At 61.9% G+C, this 18,819-nt stretch carries 15 protein-coding genes; 3 read left to right on the top strand and 12 right to left on the bottom strand.

The features are described 5' to 3' along the window. Positions 1-281: 281 nt before the first annotated feature. The 10 genes from GobsT_RS12760 to GobsT_RS12715 form a co-directional block, all read right to left on the bottom strand. Positions 282-992, bottom strand: coding sequence for a hypothetical protein (locus GobsT_RS12760; protein ID WP_148087721.1), 711 nt, complete (start codon positions 990-992; stop codon positions 282-284). 904 nt (positions 993-1,896) lie between these two features. Continuing rightward, a complete protein-coding gene (locus GobsT_RS41025; RefSeq protein WP_071529257.1) occupies positions 1,897-2,121 on the bottom strand; it encodes a helix-turn-helix domain-containing protein in 225 nt (74 codons plus the stop codon). Positions 2,122-2,176: 55 nt separating this feature from the next. Beyond that, positions 2,177-2,779, bottom strand: a complete 603-nt coding sequence (locus GobsT_RS12750; RefSeq protein ID WP_081471524.1) for an MT-A70 family methyltransferase — start codon at positions 2,777-2,779, stop codon at positions 2,177-2,179. Positions 2,780-2,838: 59 nt separating this feature from the next. Further along, positions 2,839-3,033: a hypothetical protein gene (locus GobsT_RS12745; protein WP_010037031.1), complete on the bottom strand. Its 195-nt coding sequence runs from the start codon at positions 3,031-3,033 to the stop codon at positions 2,839-2,841. Between the two features lie 149 nt (positions 3,034-3,182). Continuing rightward, entirely contained in the window at positions 3,183-3,929 is a 747-nt protein-coding gene (locus tag GobsT_RS12740) for a hypothetical protein (protein ID WP_148087720.1), read from the bottom strand. Between the two features lie 114 nt (positions 3,930-4,043). Further along, entirely contained in the window at positions 4,044-5,366 is a 1,323-nt protein-coding gene (locus GobsT_RS12735) for a type IV secretory system conjugative DNA transfer family protein (protein ID WP_261340042.1), read from the bottom strand. Positions 5,367-5,597: 231 nt separating this feature from the next. Then, positions 5,598-5,978 (bottom strand): hypothetical protein, encoded by a 381-nt coding sequence (locus tag GobsT_RS12730; protein WP_010037019.1) that lies wholly within the window; start codon positions 5,976-5,978, stop codon positions 5,598-5,600. Then, positions 5,975-7,717, bottom strand: coding sequence for a hypothetical protein (locus GobsT_RS12725; RefSeq protein WP_109571119.1), 1,743 nt, complete (start codon positions 7,715-7,717; stop codon positions 5,975-5,977). Before GobsT_RS12725 ends, GobsT_RS12730 begins: the two co-directional genes overlap by 4 nt. A 14-nt stretch (positions 7,718-7,731) precedes the next feature. After that, a complete protein-coding gene (locus GobsT_RS12720) occupies positions 7,732-8,943 on the bottom strand; it encodes a hypothetical protein (protein ID WP_010037012.1) in 1,212 nt (403 codons plus the stop codon). A gap of 7 nt (positions 8,944-8,950) precedes the next feature. After that, positions 8,951-9,811, bottom strand: a complete 861-nt coding sequence (locus GobsT_RS12715; RefSeq protein WP_010037008.1) for a hypothetical protein — start codon at positions 9,809-9,811, stop codon at positions 8,951-8,953. 392 nt (positions 9,812-10,203) lie between these two features. Between GobsT_RS12715 and GobsT_RS41020 the strand changes: the two genes are divergently transcribed. Beyond that, on the top strand, positions 10,204-11,034 hold the full coding sequence (locus GobsT_RS41020; RefSeq protein ID WP_081471523.1) for an RNA polymerase sigma factor: 831 nt from the start codon (positions 10,204-10,206) through the stop codon (positions 11,032-11,034). A 138-nt stretch (positions 11,035-11,172) separates the two neighbouring features. Here the strand turns inward: GobsT_RS41020 and GobsT_RS12705 are convergent, their stop codons facing one another. Further along, positions 11,173-12,537, bottom strand: a complete 1,365-nt coding sequence (locus GobsT_RS12705) for a replication initiator protein A (RefSeq protein ID WP_010037004.1) — start codon at positions 12,535-12,537, stop codon at positions 11,173-11,175. Positions 12,538-13,919: 1,382 nt separating this feature from the next. Between GobsT_RS12705 and GobsT_RS12700 the strand changes: the two genes are divergently transcribed. Continuing rightward, positions 13,920-14,876, top strand: coding sequence for a ParA family protein (locus GobsT_RS12700; protein ID WP_071529256.1), 957 nt, complete (start codon positions 13,920-13,922; stop codon positions 14,874-14,876). After that, positions 14,869-15,486, top strand: coding sequence for a hypothetical protein (locus GobsT_RS12695; protein WP_010037000.1), 618 nt, complete (start codon positions 14,869-14,871; stop codon positions 15,484-15,486). Before GobsT_RS12700 ends, GobsT_RS12695 begins: the two co-directional genes overlap by 8 nt. Before the next feature lie 108 nt (positions 15,487-15,594). Here the strand turns inward: GobsT_RS12695 and GobsT_RS12690 are convergent, their stop codons facing one another. Next, entirely contained in the window at positions 15,595-18,783 is a 3,189-nt protein-coding gene (locus GobsT_RS12690; RefSeq protein WP_050790236.1) for a DEAD/DEAH box helicase, read from the bottom strand. Positions 18,784-18,819: the final 36 nt, after the last annotated feature.

Genomic DNA, 18,819 nt, shown 5'->3' with positions numbered 1-18,819 from the left:
ATGCCGCAAGCGCTGCGCCACCTGCGTAGGCCAGATAGCGAATTCGATCGGGCCGACGAGACTCCGTGCGCATACTCGGTGCGGGATCTCCAGCTTGGGGAGGCGGTTGCTGATCCGACGCTTCCGCCCAGGCCCAGTTTTGCCCGAACGGGTCTGGCCCGAAGGGGTCTTCCTCCCATTCGGGAGACGGGGGCGGGACGTACCCGGGAGCCGAAACCTCGGCATCCAGCCGGGCGCACAGGGCGGCCACCTCAGGCGACCGAAGGTGCTCCTCAAACGCATCAAGCCGTGACATCGGGGTGCTCCTCGAGGCTTCTCCAGCCGCCAAGTAGGCCGACCCGAAATAACAGGTAGGGTCGGAGCCATTCAGAGATAGCGACCGGGACGAGCCCGGCCGCGACTTCTGGAAATCGAAGCCTGACTTTATGGAAAACGTCGGTAAGAACCTGCGCTTCTAACTCGGGATTTTGAGTATTCCGTGAATGTCCCTCCGCATATGCCCTCGACTGCACGTGGCGCGCGAGCCATCGGACGCAGGCGAACTCCTGCCTTGAAAGCGTTCGAGGACCGCGACCTAAATCCTCTTGACGAATTACATTCATTGTCTGGCTGACAGCTTGCCAGGCGATCTCACGAATCGGCGGGAGGTCAATGTCTTCAATTTCTTTCACGAGAACGATGACCAGGCTGCCGAGCACCTTGTCAGCTTGAGGCGGCGTTCTTCCGTTCAGCCATCGGCTGATCGTTCCTGAGTTTTGCCCGAGCAGGCGCAGTAGTGCCTGCTCGGGCAACTCGTTGTCTCTTTGCAGTGGCGGCTCGACCGTTCCAGCATAACGTACCACCGCCCGCCAATATGCATTGGTTATTGAGTTAAAAATTCGTTGCCTAATAATTACATTTTGATATTCACAATCATTAATATTAGCATCGCCTAAAAGGCGATATCCTTCGTTTATCCAATCGATCGCAATGTCCGATCTAAAACGAGCCATTCTGACACTCCCGCTACTGTCGCCGGACGAGTAAGCCTGACCGAAACTTCGTTCGACCTTGTTCTACTTTTTGCTGGTCGTTGCGTCTGGATCTTTTAACTCCGCCCGGTCAAAGTGGGAGCCGGACGGGTCCGACAGCCGTTCCGGCGACGTGGGCGGGACGTAGCCGGGAGCCGAAGCCTCAGCATCTAACCTGGCGCACAGAGCAGCCACCTCAGGCGACCGAAGGTGCTCCTCAAATGCAGCGAGCCGTGATGGCTGACTGAGACCATCGAATCCACCTTGCTCGGTAGTACTTTCTTGCGCCGGTCCTGCATCTCGGCCTTGAGGCTCACTGCTGTTGGTCGTTGCGTCTAGGCCTTTTGGCTCCGCCCAGACAAAGTCGCCTCCGAACGGGTCGTTCCCGAACGGGTCCGGAAGCCATTCCGGAGACGGTGGCGGGACGTAGCCGGGAGCCGAGACCTCGGCATCTAGCCGGGCGCACAAGGCAGCCACCTCAGGGGACCGAAGGCGTTCGATGAACGCATTCAGCGGTGATGGTTTACTAAGATCGCCTAATCCGCCTTGCTCAGTAGTAACTCTTTGCGATGAGGTTGTACTTCGATCTTGCGGCTCTCTCCCGCCTTGGTTTTGGTTGACTTTGTCTGCTAGCATATCCAGTTCTCCGAATCTATTACCCCTCATCTAGGGGTAAATAAGTCATCGGAGCAGTTATGCTACTTGTGACCAATCGTGAAGCTTTAGGCCACACATGTTCCCGAGCCCAGCAGAATTTGACACCAGCATAAATGCGTCGCCGCCAATTTCTCCGGGTTCCTGATCGCTCGTACCTCAGCGAGTACGGAATCAACTTAATGAGTACCATCCTCGCTGCGGTAGATACCAGCTAATTTAAGCTGACTATCTAGAGTTTCAGGTGCTTCGATTGCGAACGTCGAGTCGCCCACGTGCGATCAATTTGCGGAACAGACGAGCGTTGCCGGTACTCCGTTATCGCCTCAGGGGCGATGCGGATCGTGCCGCGCCCGAGGCCGAATCGCTCGTGCTTCAGCTTTCCCGCGTTGCACAATCGATAAATCAGTGACGGGGACACGCCCAGTTCCTTTGCAGCAGTTTTAACAGAGTGCATGTACGTGACCCGATTGGGAATGAAAAAACGCCCGAGGCATTCGTGGCAAAGAGCGTCACTCCTCCTTAAGAATAACGATGTCATCGTCGAACAAATTGGCGCAATCGACCTGATCCCCAAAAATCGTCCATCCGGAAATAGCTCTCCTCCCGAAGAGCTCAAGGTACGGTCCCGGACTCACCCTGTGAATCAGGCGCCGAACGGCTTCCGGTTTGCGGCTGTGGTCAGCCCGGTCATGGATTAGCCAGTTTCGGATCGAACGATCGCGGAACGTGCATTTGCCGCGCACTCCAAGTACCAAAAACTCAACCGAGCTTCTCCAATAGTAGCCGGTTCCGAGCTGGGGCTTAGCCCATACGAAAACCCCTCGGTACTCAAAGCCCCAAGCGGTCAGGATGTCTCGGGCCTCAAAGAGGAACGAGTGCGTCGCCCAGAAGTGTAAATGCGCGTTCGGCAGCGTCAGTGCCGGCACCGGCAGCGCAGCGATCTCCTCAAGGCTCATCGTTCGATAGGGCGTTGCACCGCGTGGTGCGCGGTCGTAACGCCATGGCACGTCGGCGTAGATGCAGCCGAATTTCGACCCACGATTCACCAGGACGTCGAGTCGGTCAACGACAAAGCCACTTGGCAGCGAATCGTCGGACGAGGCATTAGGCATTGGGGAGGGCCCTCGGTGTTCCGGTTTGTGGCGTCAAGCGAGTGAAGATCCAGTCGCGATCAGGTGCCATCGTGAAGCCGTAGACGCTCCCGTTCACTCAAAGCTGTGAACCGCTCGAGGCCTGCGGTCGTGTGGATGAGGACCTCCTCGAACGCGTCTCGTAACTCCTCGTCGCGCAAGAGGGGCGCGAACACCTGAACGATTTTTTTGGCCGTCTCGCGCGCCGTATCGTTGATCAGCCGTTTTTCGCCCACGGATGCTTCTCCTCAACGAAAAGCGGGCGAGGTGTCTTAAGCCCCGCCCGCATGTTCGGATCATTTTCGCAAGTGACGCGCTATTGCTCGATCTTAAGTTGGATAAATAATCGATATGCTGGCAAGTTAAATGACAGCTGCGTATCGCCTCAGTCTTCTTTGTTCGCCTTAGGCGCTGGGAGCGTCTTCTGCTTCATCACCTCCTTCAGCTTGTCGACACTCTTGCTAAACGCGGCCAGATCTTCGCTGTAGAGCGACAGCGTTGTGAACCAGTTCGCAAGGCTCGGGCTGTCGAGCGCGGACGGGTACGAGTTGAACGTTTCGTCCCACTTTTGATGCATCGCCTGCAGCTTCTTCATGTTCTCGATCGTGCGCCGCAGGTTAGTAGCGTTCGCGCGCTGCGACCGCTCGCTGCTTCCTTCGCCCGCCTTGACCTCGCCGAACAGCTCCTGGCTGCGGCGCTCGCACAGGGCGGCGGCCGCCTCGCACGTTTCGATCATGGCGGTGTAGTTACTTTTCTCCACATCAAGCGTAGCTGCCGCCAACAGCCGGCGCCGTTCCTCAATCATCTCCCGGAAGACGGCCGGGGCGTCACCCAACCGCTGCCGGAACGTGTCGAGGTGGCCGCTCAACTTGGTCTCGTAAAGAGCCACGACCTCTTTGTTGCGGGCCAGGAGAGCTGCGTTCACCGTTCTGGCGCTGGCGACCGAGCGGTCCATGGCGTCCCACTTCTGGCGTTCGGCTGCGAACTCGGCAGTGGACCGGGCCAGTTCCTCGAGGCCGCTCTGGACCTTCGCGTCGAGCGACTCGATGTCGTCCTTGAGCACCTCGCCTTTGGTCGGCGGGGGCGATTTCTTAGCTCCGGACTCAGCTGCGGCCGCCGTGCGTTCAGGCACGAAACCCCGCGCGACAAAAATACCGACCGCGCCAGCTCCAACAGCGGCGATCACCAACATGGCCTTCATCTTCACTGGGCACCTCTGTGGAACGAGTCGAAGGGACACCGCCTATCAGTTCCGGGGGCGCGGCAAGCCTAGGCGCTTGTAGTCGTCCTCGGACCAGGGCCGAAGCAAGAAGTCTTTCGGGTCGCGCGGGGCCGGCGGGGCCTGGGGCGCGACTGTAGGAACCAGCGCCTTGAGCAGGTCCGGGATGCGGACCCGGAACCGGAACGGGCGAAACGGGAGCGTCACCATGAACCCTTCGATGAACGGGGTCGCCGGGGTCGGCACGGGGAGCGACTGGATCATGGCCGCCGTCACGTTCTCCACCGTAGTGAGCTGCTCGGACCAACCCGTGCTCGGGTTCTTGCCCCCCTGGGCGGAGTTGAACTTCATGAAGCCCTGTTGGTCCGAGAAGACCTTCGCGCAATACTCGGCGTCTTCCCGCGACGGCTGGTTGAGCACGATCGTGGTCTTCATCAACCCAGTCATCGCGTCGAATTTTTCCTTGCCGTGAACGGTCCGGCAGTGGGAATGGCTCTGGTACGCGAACAACGGGCAAATACCCGTCTCTCTGCCTTTCACGAGCGTGAGGTCCAGGTTGATCCCCCCTGGGAGGAGGGCCAATTCGTCGAGGAGCAACAGGAGATACCGGTTGCGCACAACGGTACTCAGGGCCCGTTGCTGGAGCACTACGAGCAGGTAGCGGACGACCGCAGCGAGTGTGGCAACCGACTTGTCATCGTAGGGCAGTGACAGGAGCGCGAACCGCTGCTTGAGGAACGAGCGGATTGTCACGGTTCGCCCTCGGTCGTTTGAGTCCCACAGAGACGCCACGTACTCGTATTTGCCCACCTCGTTCATCAGCGTCGAGATCACCGAAAGACCTGACTCGGTTCGGTTCACCAGCGGTAAAGCGTGGCGGCTCTGCGGATGGCTCCCGATGACCCGGCGGATGTTGTTCGCCGACATCCCCGACAGGAACACGTCACGAGTTGTTGCGCGGCCCGGCGTCACCAACCAGTGACGCAGCATCGCGGCTCGGAACACATGCTGTGCGGCCTGAGGGAAGTACGGCTGGCTGTCCTTCTCCCGCACCTCAATGATGTTGGCCGCCATCTGGGCGATGTCGCGCGGGTCCTCAAGGTCGCCCATGAAGTCGTAGCGGTCGCCCCACAGAAACGGGTTCAAGTCGAAGACCGGGGCCCACTGGGGAAATAAGCGAAAGATCTCATACAGATCGCGCTTGCCCCCATCGAAGTCAACGGCAAGGATGTCATAATCTGGTCTATTTTTGATTATAGTGGCAAGCGTTGCGCGGAGAGCTTTAAGCATGACGCTCTTGCCGCTGCCGGGCGAGCCGATGAAACGGATTCCATGCCGCAGCACCTCCATGTCTAGCCAGATGCCGCACCAGACCTGGTCGCTAGTCGTCATCGTCCCCCCGTTTTTTTGGCCTGCGGAACTGCCAACGGTGCTCGTTCTGGGCCTCGTCGCGCGAGGCCACAGTCGGGCCACGCCAGTGCATGAACCGCTCGCAGCGCGAGAAGGTCAGCCACAAAAACAAAGCGATCACCACAAGTCTCTCGGTGTCCACAGTGGTTTCCAGTTAACGTGTCCGGGGGCTTAAAATGATTGACTCTGTTGTGCGACGTGCGCGCGGTAGGAGCCGTACGCGGAGGCGAGCAGGTAAACCATGCCCGGTGTGCGGGTCCAAGCTTCGTCATGCATTCCGAGTACAAGCGAGAGGGCCGCTTCCCACGACGACGGCGCGGCGAAGAACAAAAACAGGAGGGCAATAAGGCCCTGGGGCACGAGATACGCGAGCACGAACTGCACGCGCAGGCTTTCGTTCTCGTCCAGGTCGCAGTTGCGCCAGAAGACCACCGCACCCGTTATCAGTGCGATCAGAAACGCATGGGAGTTTCCGTGCGGCACCACGTACATAGCGACCCCGGCGTGGAACGCACCCAGGATGCGCAGGTATCCGCTGAAGAAGGCATTCATCGCCGTGGCCCCTTTCTCTGTTGGTTGAGCTGCTGGCGCTGTTGTTCCACCAGAGGAGCCAGTTCCTTGGCCCCCTCGCCTACCAGCAGCAAGTGCCCCTTTGCCTTGCTCACCAGCTTGGTGATCCGGGCGATCTCTGCGGAGTCGGTCACGCGAACATCGGCAATTACGAGCGATCCTTTCTTCGGCCCACCTTGACTCGCGCGGCGGATGTGCTCGGCCACGCCGAGCTTTTCCATGAGCGACCCGCGCGTGCGCAGCCCACGCCAGAGCGCCACCATGTGCGGGGTGCGCGTGGCCGCCGCCACGAATTCCTTGGGAGTGAAAGACCCGTCGCTGCCGGTGCGGTCGATGCGGTAGACCTTGCGTCCATTGCCTTCGTAGGCCCCGATCACTGCCGCCCGCGTTTCGTGACTCTTGGTCAGGCCGGTGGAATCGATCGTGACCCCGCCCGAGCCTACAAGTGACTGCACCCGCCGCAACTCACGGGCGTCGTGCCCACGGCCCGCCAGTGCCCGGGCCACCTGTTTGGAGGAGAGCTTGCCGTGCGTTCGGTAGGTGCCGGCCGCGAGCGTCTCGACGGCCCGGCGCTCCGACTGAGCCTGCACGGCCCCAGTAAACTCCGCCTGCCCGCCGCCGAGGTCGCGCACCTTGGTCACGCCCAAGTGCTCTATGCGGGCCATCTCCTGACGGAACGCACGCACGAACACGCCCGGCCGCACGTGGGGCAGTGCCATGTGGGCTGCTGCCGCCTTCACGTCGCGGGTGCTGAACCGCAGGTTGCCGTCACTGCAGAACCGGACCGCCGCGCGCACGCACTGCCGTGCGAACCGCCGCTGGCGCGATTTGGAGAGCCGAGTAATTTTGCGTTCGACCGCGCTGCGGAGTTGATAGACCGTGTTCTTGACGGCCTGACCCCACGAAACGTCCGGCTTGGGCGCCCGGGTCTCGCGGGCCGCACGGTCGCGCGCTCGAGGCCCCCGAGCCTTCATCTGCTTGAGTCGCTTACGCACCTGGCGCGTGCGCTTGGGCTTCACCTTCTGGTCGATACCCAGGGCACGCATCGAGTGCCCCTTTGGGACGCACTTGATGCCGGCCTTTTGCCCGAGGTCGTAGGCGAGCCCCAGGTGCCAGACGGCCTTGACCTGTTGCTGCGCGTTGTAGAGCCCCTTCCAGTCGAGTGCGTAGTGCTTGCCGTTGGCCGCCTGCCCCATGTTGAGCGCGTACGCGCTAATCTGAGGTGACACCTCGCCGGCACGGGTGCGAAAGCCGCGATAGACCAAGTGGTACAGGTCAACCTTCACCTTCCGGGTGACCCGTTGCACCTTGGGCTGGCCGTTGACGTTGACTTTGCGGAACTCGGTCGTGCGGCCGTAGGCGTACCAGTTCTGTTCGCGCATCGCCCGGATCGCGTTACGTTCCAAGTACGAGAACGCTGTGTGCGGGTCGTTAAGAAGGCCGCGTTCCTTCATCGCGGCGGTCACGGTCCAGGGGACCGTGAAAGACATCCCCTCACCCTCTTTCAAGCGCGGGTGCGGACGGCGAAGCTGCACGCCCGCCAGGTTCTGCCCCCGGCCGAGTCGGAGCACGCCCGCGTGGTCGACATAACCCACTAACCGACCGTTGCGGTACAGCATCGCTTTGTCGCCGAGTCCGAGCGCCGTCTGCTCAGGGATCTCGTACAGATCCATAGCGCCAGCGGACCGGTGCCCGTTGCGCCCGTGCATGGCGAAACCCATGACTGCCTCCGCTGTTACCTGAGGTTCTGCCACGAGCCGGTGTTTTTGGGCCTGCGCGTCGGCGCCGTCGGTTCTTCTGCTGCTTGGCCGCTGTCTGTCCCCTGCGTACCGGCTTGAGACGCTGGGAGCGCCGGTTCTCCCGGCGATCTTGGCGCAAACAAAGCTTTGGGCGGGCCGGCGGCGGCAAGGACCGTAAACGTCACCGCGAGCAGCATCCAGCGGTGCGCTCGAACTGCCGCACAGGCCGGCCACATGGCCTGAGCGATGGCCCTTCCAAGACCCTTCAACCGACCGGTCTTGAGGCGAGGCAGCGTGGGGCGCCATCGCGTGTCGATTAGCTTCAGCGCATGCAACCACTCGCGCGGCGCAGGCCTTACGGCTGGGTCGCCGAGGAACGCCCGCTCGAACAACACGATCACCTCGGCCGGCAGAGTGTTGAACGCGGTCTCAACACTCGGGGGCACTTTGGTGCCGCGCGGGTTGGTGAACATCGCGAATTCTTTACGCGCGACCCGCTCGGCCGCCGTACCCTTGCCGCGTCCGAAGTTCCACGGGTACGACCCGCCCGTGAGTAACGGGAACAGCAGGCACGCTAAGCTGTAGCGGTCGACATCGCGCGTAAACTCAACGGTCGATAAATCGCTGGAGTGAAGCTCTGGGGGCAGGAACTCAAACACCGCTGCATCACACCCGAAATAGGTGCCGCTCCAGTGAAACCCGAACGCAAGCGCGTCGACCCGGAAGACCGTCGGGCGATTGGCAAACCGGGGCCAGTCGACGAGGTAATTGCCCCCGTGTGAGTCGTTCTGAGTGATCCCCAGTCGTTCGAAACGGGCGAACAGCCGCGCGAACTGCAGGGCCACATCGCGTACCTCGCGTGGCCCCCAGTTGAGCCCTTGTGCGGCACGCTCGGCCGGAATCACGATCTGCGTGTGCGGGATGCCCGAGGCCTTCTTCATCCCGAAGCCGAGCGGAGTCTTGCGGTCCCGTGGGTCGAGCAGCAACTCGTCCGGGAACGCTGCCTCAACGCTCGGGTCGGCCAGGGCAATGAGTGCTTCGATCTTGGCCCAATATGACGGGGCCCAACTCCCGCCTACGGGCACCCCCGCGCAGCGAGCGGGGTCGTCTTTGAACCAGAACAGTTCGGTCTGCCCGCCGCTCACCCCGGCCGGAGTGAGGCGGACGGTGCACTGGTTGATGGGAGACCAGACCACGAGGTCGGCCATGGCGGAATCACCCGTTGAGGTCGTTGAGCTTATCAATGACGGACTGCCGGTCTTCGGGCCGCGAGCAGCTGAGCTCGCGCATCGAAGTGGCGACGATCTTCAGGAAGTCAAAAATCCGGAACGAGTTCAGATCCACTGGCTTAATGCGAACCGAGACCTGCTCGGCGACCTGTGGCACCCAGTTCCCGAACCCGGCTGGGATCACGACCAGCTTCGGGTCCGCGTGCTGGAGTTCCTGGAACTCGCGTAGGGCACTGACGAAATCGTCTCCAAGCAAGAAGTCCGAGGCCACGACAACGAAGGTGCCACCGACGGCAACCCCCAGGTCATCCAGGTGCTCGCGGTAGTCCTTGCACACGCGTGTGATACCACGGAACCACGGCGCCCCCGCTGTGCCACGGCCATACTCCACGTGCTGCGGCATCACGAAATTCTTGGCGTGCTGGCAGTCGATGACCTTGAAATCTTCAGCACCGTAGCACAGCGCCACATCAACGAGGTTTGCGGCGAGCCGGTCTGCGGCGAGCACTGGGCCGATTGCGTTGGCCCCTTCATGGAACTCCTTCTCGTGCGGCTGCTCACTCGGGCTCGTGTCCCGCACCAGCAAGATCAGCCACCGGTCCGCGCTGCCCATGGACTCGAAGTCGAGCTTCTCTAAGGCATCGCGCATCGCCCGTGAGACGGCTGCGTCCTCCGGAGTATTCTCGATGGTCTGCGGTGCGGGCGATTTTGGGGGCTCGGTCGGCAGCTCCTTCGTTTTGTTCTTGCTGCCGGGCGGCCGCCCTCGGCCGCGCTTGGCGATTTCGGCCTCGGCCTTCGGCGCGGGAGCCAGGATCTCGTCCGAAATTGTGTCTTCTGCTTCAGCCACGAAATCGCTCCTGAGTTGGTGAGATGCTCGCGTCGGCTGGCCGCGATTATCAGCAGCCGGCCGACATGTAATAGTTCCCGAAAGAGCTCAATTCGTGACGGGCGAGACAGAAAAAATGTGCGCTGCTCGGCGGCGACGAGTTGGCAACCGGGGCAGGAAATATTGAGTCGGAAAATCCGAACAACGGGTGTTATGCAGCCAATGCTGCGCCCAAACCAATCTCGATTATCGAGATTGGAAAATTGACCGCACCCGCCAGATGATCAGTCAACTGCGCCTAGAAGAGCCTGAAAGAGGTTGTCGATGGGTAACCCGGTAAACCAGTAGCCACGTTTCATGAGCGCGGCCTACTTACTGCTGCTCCAACAGAACACGTGTGTCGATCACCTCGCATGACGGTCCGTGGCTTTATCATCCGAACCAGAATCTCTCCTTGCCGCCCGCAGAGAGCCTACCTGCACGCGCGCAACACCGTCCGGCCGGGCATTCAGTTTACTTCCTTCGTGCCCCGATTTCTCGAAGCTCGGAAGGAGAACATCATGACGGTCTGTGCAGATCAGATTTCTGGACCGATGGACCTCACCGCGCTCCTCGCGTCCCTGGCTCAGAAGGTCGGCCTCGGTACCAACGACGCCAAGGCTGATGCCGATGCCGCTGCCAGGTGGTTGGGCCGCGAGATTGCCGGGACCGTGTTCAGTGTTATGGCTCGTGCCGGGTTCGCGCAGGATGCGGAAGACGCCTTGCAGACAATCTTCATCAAGGCCATCGAGGCCAGTAGCAACTACCGACACGGGGCAACCAGTTGCGCGTCTTATTTCCGCGCCGTCGCCCGTAACCAAACCCTTAAATGGGTTCGTCTCGAGCGACAACGCCTTCAGCGAGAAGCCGACTTGAAAGATGTTCTCGCGACGTCTTCGCCAGACAACGACCATCAAAAACATGGTGAGGATTTCGACGGTGAAGGCGAGGCTCAGGGATGTGTTGCTAGGCTCCGCCTTGCGCTCCGGCGGTTGCAGCCGCGCGACCAGGAACTGGTGCAGTTGCACCTGAAAGGCTTGAGGCCCAAAGCGATCGCGGAGATGCTAGGAATCACCTCTGAGGCTGCTCGCCAACGGTTTCATCGTGTGCGGCAGGCCCTGAGCGGCCTCCTCAGCACACCCGGCGCGTGCTGCCTGACGGACTCCGAACCAACTAGCGAGCCAGCCCGCAGCGCTGTCGTTTAAAGACTATCAGGCCGGCGGAGTTAGGTAGGTCGATCCTCCCCACTCGCCGGTGCCGTTCCGTTGAGCGCTCTCGATTGTGGATCCGCGTCTGTCCCGTACACCATGGCGGACCGGTTGCAACAGGTTCGGGAGCGATGTTTAATCGGTTCGAGCAGACCCGAATCGTCTGAAATGTTCGAGGAGGATGCTCTGCCGTGACGCATGCCACAGGTGGCCTCGTGCTTCCTTGTCTCGGTGGTACTGCTTTTGCAGAAAACCTGACGCGCCCGCAACCGCTTGGTCTTCGAACTCGCGCTGCTGCTCTTCGGTAAGCGCTTCCCAGTACCGCTCGAAAGCCTCAGCCTTCGATTTCTCGGCCCGCTCCCGCTCGCTCACTTCGACAGTCGCGAGCGGTGTTACGACTGCTACGACCGGGGGCGGGTGAGCCGACGCAACCGCCCCGACGGTAAAGTCCTTGACGATGGCTGCGTACAGCCATCCCGGTCGGTTGCGAATGGTCCCCTCGCCTACCCGTTCTTTCAGCTGATCGAAGAGCTGAACCTTCTCTCGAATCTTCTCGGGCGGGTGTTCGCGCAGCAGCTTTTGGGCGCTGCGGGGGTTAAGGCCACGGCCCACTAAATCCCGAAACAGTGGGTCGTGTTCGGCGTCGGTGCGCGGGAGCACCGCGAGCTTTTTCGTGGCCTTTACAAACACCGCCCGCCACTTGCCGCACCGCTCACGTACGAACCGTTCGTCGTCCGAAAGCGGGGCCAGAAATCCATTCGTTTCGAGCTCCGATATTGCCGGTGCGAGCTTCCGCTTGAGCTCCGAGTTCGAGTAGTTTTTCGACAGCCCGATGTGCTCACACGCGAACACCTGGAGGTCGAACTCCCAGCGCCCGGTGTTGTAAAACCGCTTGTCCAGGAACCGGAACATGCGCTTCGAGATGGCACTCGTCAGGCTCTTGTAGAAATCGAAGTCGAGCTGCTTGATGTACCCGGCCTTGAAGCTCTGAAACACCTGGTCGCTCCACACGAACGACGAGAGCGCCTTCTCGGGCGCGTCCTTGGCCATCATTCGCCGCCGGGCGATGCGTTCGCGGTCGTACACGGTCACCGAGTTGAGCACGTGGAACGTCTCGGTCACCCAGCTCTTCTCGTCGTTCACCCACCACGATTTTCGGTACTGGAGCGTGACTCCGGTCCAGCGGTTGAGCCCGTCCTCGATGCGCCGGTACGACTTCGACTCGTCCCGCCACCCGAGCTTCTTGATGAGCTCGTACCGCGAGAAATACACCTTGGGGTCGGTGAATCCCTGCTCCACCGACAGCTTGATGAGCCCGAGCAGCAGTTCGTCGTCGAGAGCCGTGGGAAGACCGAACTTGTCGGCCGCAGTGATGACCAGCGTGCGGACCACGTCTTTGCCGGTCGAGGAGTCCTCAATGGTGTCGGTGAACTCGAGTGTCTTCTGATTGTCCGCAACCCGATCCGAGAGTGAGGCCAATGGGAATTCGGCGAAGTTCATCTCGTCCCGGAACCCGGAGTTTGGGTGAGCACTCGTGGGAAGATTTGCAGCTACCGGACGCTTAGACATGTTCCTCCTGAATCTCACCTTAAAAAAAGACCACCACGAGTTATTGTATTTTTATACATGTTTAAAAGAACAGAGTTGTCGGTCCGTTTCCTCAGCAAATCCAAGTAGTTAAGGGGGTACTTCGTGCCCCGATTCCCGGTACTCGAGCTAAATCGTGCGTCCCAAATCCCGGTACCCTGTGCCCCAAATCCCGGTAGGGTTGTGTCCGAAGTCCCGGTACGCCTGCCCGAAATCCCAGTACTCCCCTCTTCCGACCGTTCGCGATCGTGAAGCGTGCCCCGTTTCCCAGTACATATGTGCCCGAAATCCTGGTACCGCAGCCCCACTCCCCCGCTTCGGCCTCTGGGCCAACGCAATCGGCCGCATGGCCCGCAAGCGAATGGCGCCAGTCTCGTGACGGTACTTTAACCGTGTTGAACCATTTACCACCAGCAGCGGTACCTGTCATTCGAAATAGTGTCCCGGTGCCCCGGTGGACCGGAGTGCACGGTTTGAGGCGGGCGCGCTCGTGTCCCCCGGCGCCCCGGGGCTCTCAGGGGCGTTCGTTGGGTTTCGGCTCTGGGCTTTCAGGCCTGTCCCCCGGTGGACCGGAGTACCGGGGGTAGCAGCAGCAGCGTGGGAACTATTTTTCTCCTGGCCACACGGCAGCGAGCCGGTGCCCCGGTGTGCCGGGGGAGTCGCATTTCGGCCGGAGACCTCACTCAGTTGAGCCCCGGTGCTCCGGGGGACCGATCGACTGCCCACGCGGCGTCACGCCAGGGCCTCTTTCGGTTCCCCGGTAGCCCGGGGGAGTCCGTCCCAACGGGCCGGTCGGGGCAACTCGGTGTGCCGGTGTACCGGGGGAGTGGGGCAGATCGCTGCCGGGCGCAAGAAAAACTGATCGAGATCCGCAGCTTGGTGCGTCGTTAAACCGCCTGACAGGCGCGAAGTGAGGATTCCGAGGGCTGATCCGACGTCGAGGGTAGGGGGCGAGCTCAAAATCGTTCTGGGCCAAATTAGGTATGCCCGAAATCCCGGTACGAGACCTCGCGACCTTCGTCGGCTGCGCGTCCTCCGGTGCACCGGGGGGTAGAAGAGGGGGCAGGCGCTGTGTCTGCCGGTACTCCGGGGGACCAAAAGTGATGCGAAAACAGTTCGCTTGAATGAGGCCCGGTGTACCGGGGGAAAGCTGAGCGGGATTGGAGCGCCGGCACTCGTATCCCCGGTGTAGTGGGGGACTCGTTGCCGGATGCATTTTCCCTCTTGTCCGGTCCTCCGGAGTACCGGAATACTTGGCCCGTGTTTAGGTTTTCCGGGGCGGGCGTATCGAGGATATGAAATTTCGAGAGACTCAGGTCATTGTGTTTGCGAACCAGAAAGGGGGGTGCGGGAAAACGAGCTCTCTCGTTTCTACCGCCGCAGCGTTTGCGGCGTCTGGTTACTCTGTGTGCGTGGTCGACACCGACCCGCAGTGTGATTCCACCGGCAATTTGGGCGTCGATCCCGATGCGATGATCCGGCAGCGGCGGTACACGCTTGCCGACGCGTACCTGTCGAAGGTTCCGGCGGCCCAAATCGCGGTCACACCGGAGGACCGGTTCGGCGGCCTCATCTCCGTCGTGCCGGGCCACCGCGCGCTCTCGTCCGTCGAAATCCGTTTGGAGCGAGAGGTGTTCGGGCTCCTGGTTCACAACGGCATCAGCGAAGATAGCATGGAGGAGCTGCGCCACGAGCACCGGTTCCGACTGCGGGCGTCGCTCGACTCGCTACGGGGCCGGTTCGACGTGGTCCTCATCGACACGCCCCCGAACCTCGGGTTCCTGATGACCTCGGCCCTCGTCGCCGCCGACTGGTGCGTGATCCCGACGTTCCCGAGCGGGTACGATCTGAAGGCGCTACAGGTGATCACGAGGACCGTCGAGAAGATTCGAAAATCGTACAACCCGGGCCTTAGTCTCGCCGGGGTGCTGCTCGGAAACTACGACCGTAAGGCAATCCTTGATAAAGAGATTCATGTGGCCCTATGTAAGCGGTTCACTCCGGCGCTCGTGTTCGCAACAACCATCGGTCGCTCGGTGCGCTTCCGGGAATCGACGGAGCGGGGCATCACGATTTTCGAACACCCGGATGCGAAGGAGCAGGCGGCCAACTGTGCGGCGCTCGTCAAGGAGATGATCAACCGTGGCGCCAAGGGCGCGTTCGGCGCAACGCTGAACCCGTTCCCGGGTACCGAACTCGTCGAGCAGGTGATCGACTCCGGCTTGGAGGATGTGGAGACAGTCAATGGCTAACAAGTACCGGCCCGGCCTCTCTGACACGTTCACCTTGGATGTGGCCCCGATAACCGACCTCGGCGACTACTTGGCGGAAGTGGGGCCGAGTCCGGTGGCGCCGAAGCGGGTAGGGGAGCCGGCCGCCCCGAGTCGTGCCGCACCTGTGATCCTGAAGCCAAAGGTTTTCAGCGAGCCCCCGCCAATCGGTTCGGTACCCGCATTCACCCCTTCAACGATTTCGGCGAATGCCGACGCGCACAAAGTGGGGGAACTGCTTCCACCTCCACCGGTCGTTTCTCAGGCGGCGGCAGAGCAGCCACCCCTTGTCGAGTCTCGGCCCCCGCGGCACACCGGCCCCCGGCGCGAGATCAACATGTCGCCCGAGGCGCTCCGCATGTCCGAGGAGTTGCTCGATCTGATCCGGAGCGGGAGCGGGCAGCGCGACACGAAGGCCAACGAATTGATTCATGCGCTGCTGCTGCTCGCGCACGAGGTGAGAGGTGAGCTCGACCCTCATTCGCTTCCGAAGCGGGGAAGGTGGGGAACTCCGACGGCTCGTGCGTACCCGCTAGAGATCAAAAACGCTCTGCTGCAAGCGCTTCGAAAGAAGCTCGGCAGAGGCGCTTGAGCTTGAGCGTCGCTGAGGGAACTGATGCCTCTTTGCTGATCACATGGGCAAGTGGTTTTTGCTTCGGGCAAGGAGGCCGACCGCTAACGAGCTTGCCGAAAAAGTGATTCAGACGCTGGCTATCACGCGGAGCTTGGCGTTGTACGTTTCGCTCAAGTAAAGCTCGGTCGCCGCCAGCAGATCCAGCTGGCTCGCCTCGGCCTGTGCTACTGATAGGCCGGGCTGAACGATGAAGATTTCGAACTCGCACGTCATCTGCTGCAGCAGGCCCTTGAGCCGCTTGAGCGCTCGCATGTCCCCGAGCTCGAAGCGGGAGACGCCGCCCTTCTTGAGTCTCCTCGTCTCGCGGAGGATCAGGTGTTCGATCAACCGCTCCGGCTGCCCCTTCCAATAGACGCTCCGCTGCGCTTGTCCGCACACCTCGTACAGGTCCTCGAGCCGGTTACTTGGGTTCAGGTCTTTGGAGTACTTGCAGTGGTAGAGCTGCACGAGCAGACGGCCCGACGCAGTCCTCAGGGCCACGATGTCAGCCGCTTCTCCGGACGCGTCGTCATCGAAGATGACCTCAAATTTGTTCGGGGCTGTTGTCGAGAGTAGGTGCTCGATCACATGGCGCTGGATCGAATCGGTACGCTTGGTTTGTCGCTGCGATTCGACCTTAAGGTTTACCCCGGTCCAGGCCCACGTCGCGATGCGAGACGGGTCGAACGGGACGCGAGACGTGACGTTCGCCTCGAACAGGTCGTTGCCGATGAGAAACGCGCCGTCGTGGAAGCGGATCACCGGTGGCTCTTGCTTCAAGTACTTCGTAAGCGCCAGGGTGCGTCGGCCGACGATCACGTTCGGGTCGGTGCCGGTCGCGGGGACGTACTCGACGCGGTCGGCGGAGAGGCGGACCTCGAACTCAACGGGCAGGGGCCAGACGTCCGAAGAGATGCGAAACCGGATCGGGTCCGTGTCGGAATGGCCCACGAGCTCCAGTTCCACCTCGTAAAAGGGGGCGCGCACGTTGGCCACCTCGAACTGGACGGCGTCCTCGTCGCGGCACAGCAGGTCCTCGGACCACTCGATGGTGATAGGGACTTTGGTCGGCCGAGCCGAGACTGGCTTGGTCACCATCGCCCCCTTCAGGAGCCCAGCGACGTCGATGGTGTTGTCTTTGAGTTTCGGCCCGATCGCCCGGCACCAGCGGAGCCAGTCGTGCACGTCCTCGGCCGAGTGGAACGACCAAATGCGCCCCTTCTTCGAGCAGCCGATGCTCACCTTCTCTCCGCCCTCGTAGCCGCGACCGAAGAGGTTCGTCTTGTACTTGTTCTTCGCGTGCATCTCGGTGAGGCCCTCGCGGATGTCGGGCCCCACGTGCATCGTGAAGCGGACCGCGCGGCTCAGTGAGTGACCGAGCCCGAGGTTGGTCAGGATCAGACGGTTGACCCCGTGAAGGGCTCGAAACACGCGCTCGCCAGTCACCGCAGCGGCATCAGGGCCGCAGACGGCTTTGGCGATGTCCTCGTGGGCCGTCCCGTTGTCCGAGCTGTGGATGTAGAGGAGGTTCTGCGCGTCGTCCCAGTGCACGATGTACAGCTCGTAGACGACGTCGCTGATGCCGCGCACGTCGCCCCACACCACCGGGAACTGCTCGCGCGTGACGAAGATTGCGACGTTCTCGCGCGGGTGCACCGCGGGCTCGTCGTACAGGTTCCTGACGACCCGCTCGATCGCTTCGGGCATCCACCGCGGGCACGAGGTTTCGAACGCCACCGTGCTCATCTTGGGGAAGATGTTTTGGAGCGGGATGCGGTCGGGCAGGTTCGTAAACCCTTGGAGGAACTCCGACCGCAGCACCTGCCCGCCGGTGGCCGCCTCCGACAGCTCGCGCAACAGGAGGTTCCAGTCCGGGTCCTCGGCATAAAGGTCCTGGAGGGCGCCGCCCACATCGACGTTACCGATGTTGGCGACTATCGTCGCTTCGCCGACCCCGTCCTCGGTCCGCGTGAAGCGCCCGGTGAACTGGAGCGTCACGGCCAGGCTCTTGTGCACGTCGTGGAGGGCGGCAACCTTCAGCTGCGGCAGGTCGAAGCCCTCCCCGAACATGTCGACGCACACGACGACCCGCGTCGTCCGGTTGCGCAAGGCCTCAACGGCCGATCGCTTCTGGTTCGCCGACAGCTCACTGTGGGCGAGGACGGGTTGGTGGCCCGCTGCCAGCTTCTTGTAAATCTCGAAGACCTTTTCCGCGCGCGTGATGTTCGAGCAGCGCGCCATGAGCAAATGGTCGCGCCCCGCCCGCAAGTCGTCTTCTAGCTGTGCGAGGGCTTCGGCGGCGATGCACTTGTCGCTCTGGTCCTCGTCGTAATCCTCGACGGGCCGGAACCGGATCGGGCGAAAGTAGCCGTCCTGCTGTGCTTTCCGCAACGGGTAGTTGTAAATGACTTTCCCGTCGACGAGTCGGCCGTCGCCTCGAAACGGCGTGGCCGTAAACTGAAGAACCCCTTTGCCGGTGAACGCCGTCCGGATCCGTTCCCAGGTCGGAGCCCGCACGTGGTGCGCCTCGTCCACGAAGAGGTGACTGCAGACCGCGGCCATCCGCGCGAGCACATCGGGCACGCACGCCCCGGCAATTTGCGCGGTCGTCACCACGACGTTGCAGCGTGAAAAGAACTCGTCCACCTCCTGCACCGTGGTCGGCTTGCGGCGCAACGTCCCCACAACGGGCAAAAGGGCGCCTGACGCGACCACGCCCGCACTCTTTAAAATTCCGAGCGACAGGAATTTCGTGCTCAACTGATCGCGCAGCGCGTCCGTGGGGACGATGACGAGCACGCGCCGGAGCCGGTCGGCCACGAGCAACCCGAGCATGGTTTCGGTTTTGCCGGTGCCGGTGGGCATCACGACGGTGGCCGGATCATTGGTCACCGTCCAGTGAGCCAGCGCGGCGTAGAGCGCACCGATCTGCGGCGGACGGAGCCCGCGCTCGAGGACCGTCTGGCCGGTTCGCCGCTCCGCCTTGAAAGAAAAGCTGCCGACCCACGAGTCCAGGATGGACGCGCACTCGGCCTCGCACGCGGCTAGGTCCGCAGAGAACCCGTGTGGAGCTGGACGAAACCACCGGCACCCGTCACGGGAGGCCGGCGGCAACTTTCCGTCGGCCGTGATGAGGATCTGCGCCGGCAGCCCTTTGGCTGCAGTCGCCCGCGGCGCGATGAGCACGGGGTCGGGAAGAGGGGAGGCGGGGCCGGGAGTAAACGTCGACCAGTCGGCGCCGCGATTCAGTAGCGGTTCGAGCAAACCCTCGGCCACCCCCGCAGGCTGCTGCAACCTCACGATCGGGCTGCC

This window comes from Gemmata obscuriglobus, from assembly GCF_008065095.1.
Classification (GTDB): domain Bacteria; phylum Planctomycetota; class Planctomycetia; order Gemmatales; family Gemmataceae; genus Gemmata; species Gemmata obscuriglobus.
The sequence above is the reverse complement of the archived record's forward strand: the minus strand, read 5'-3'. Positions and strand labels throughout refer to the sequence as shown.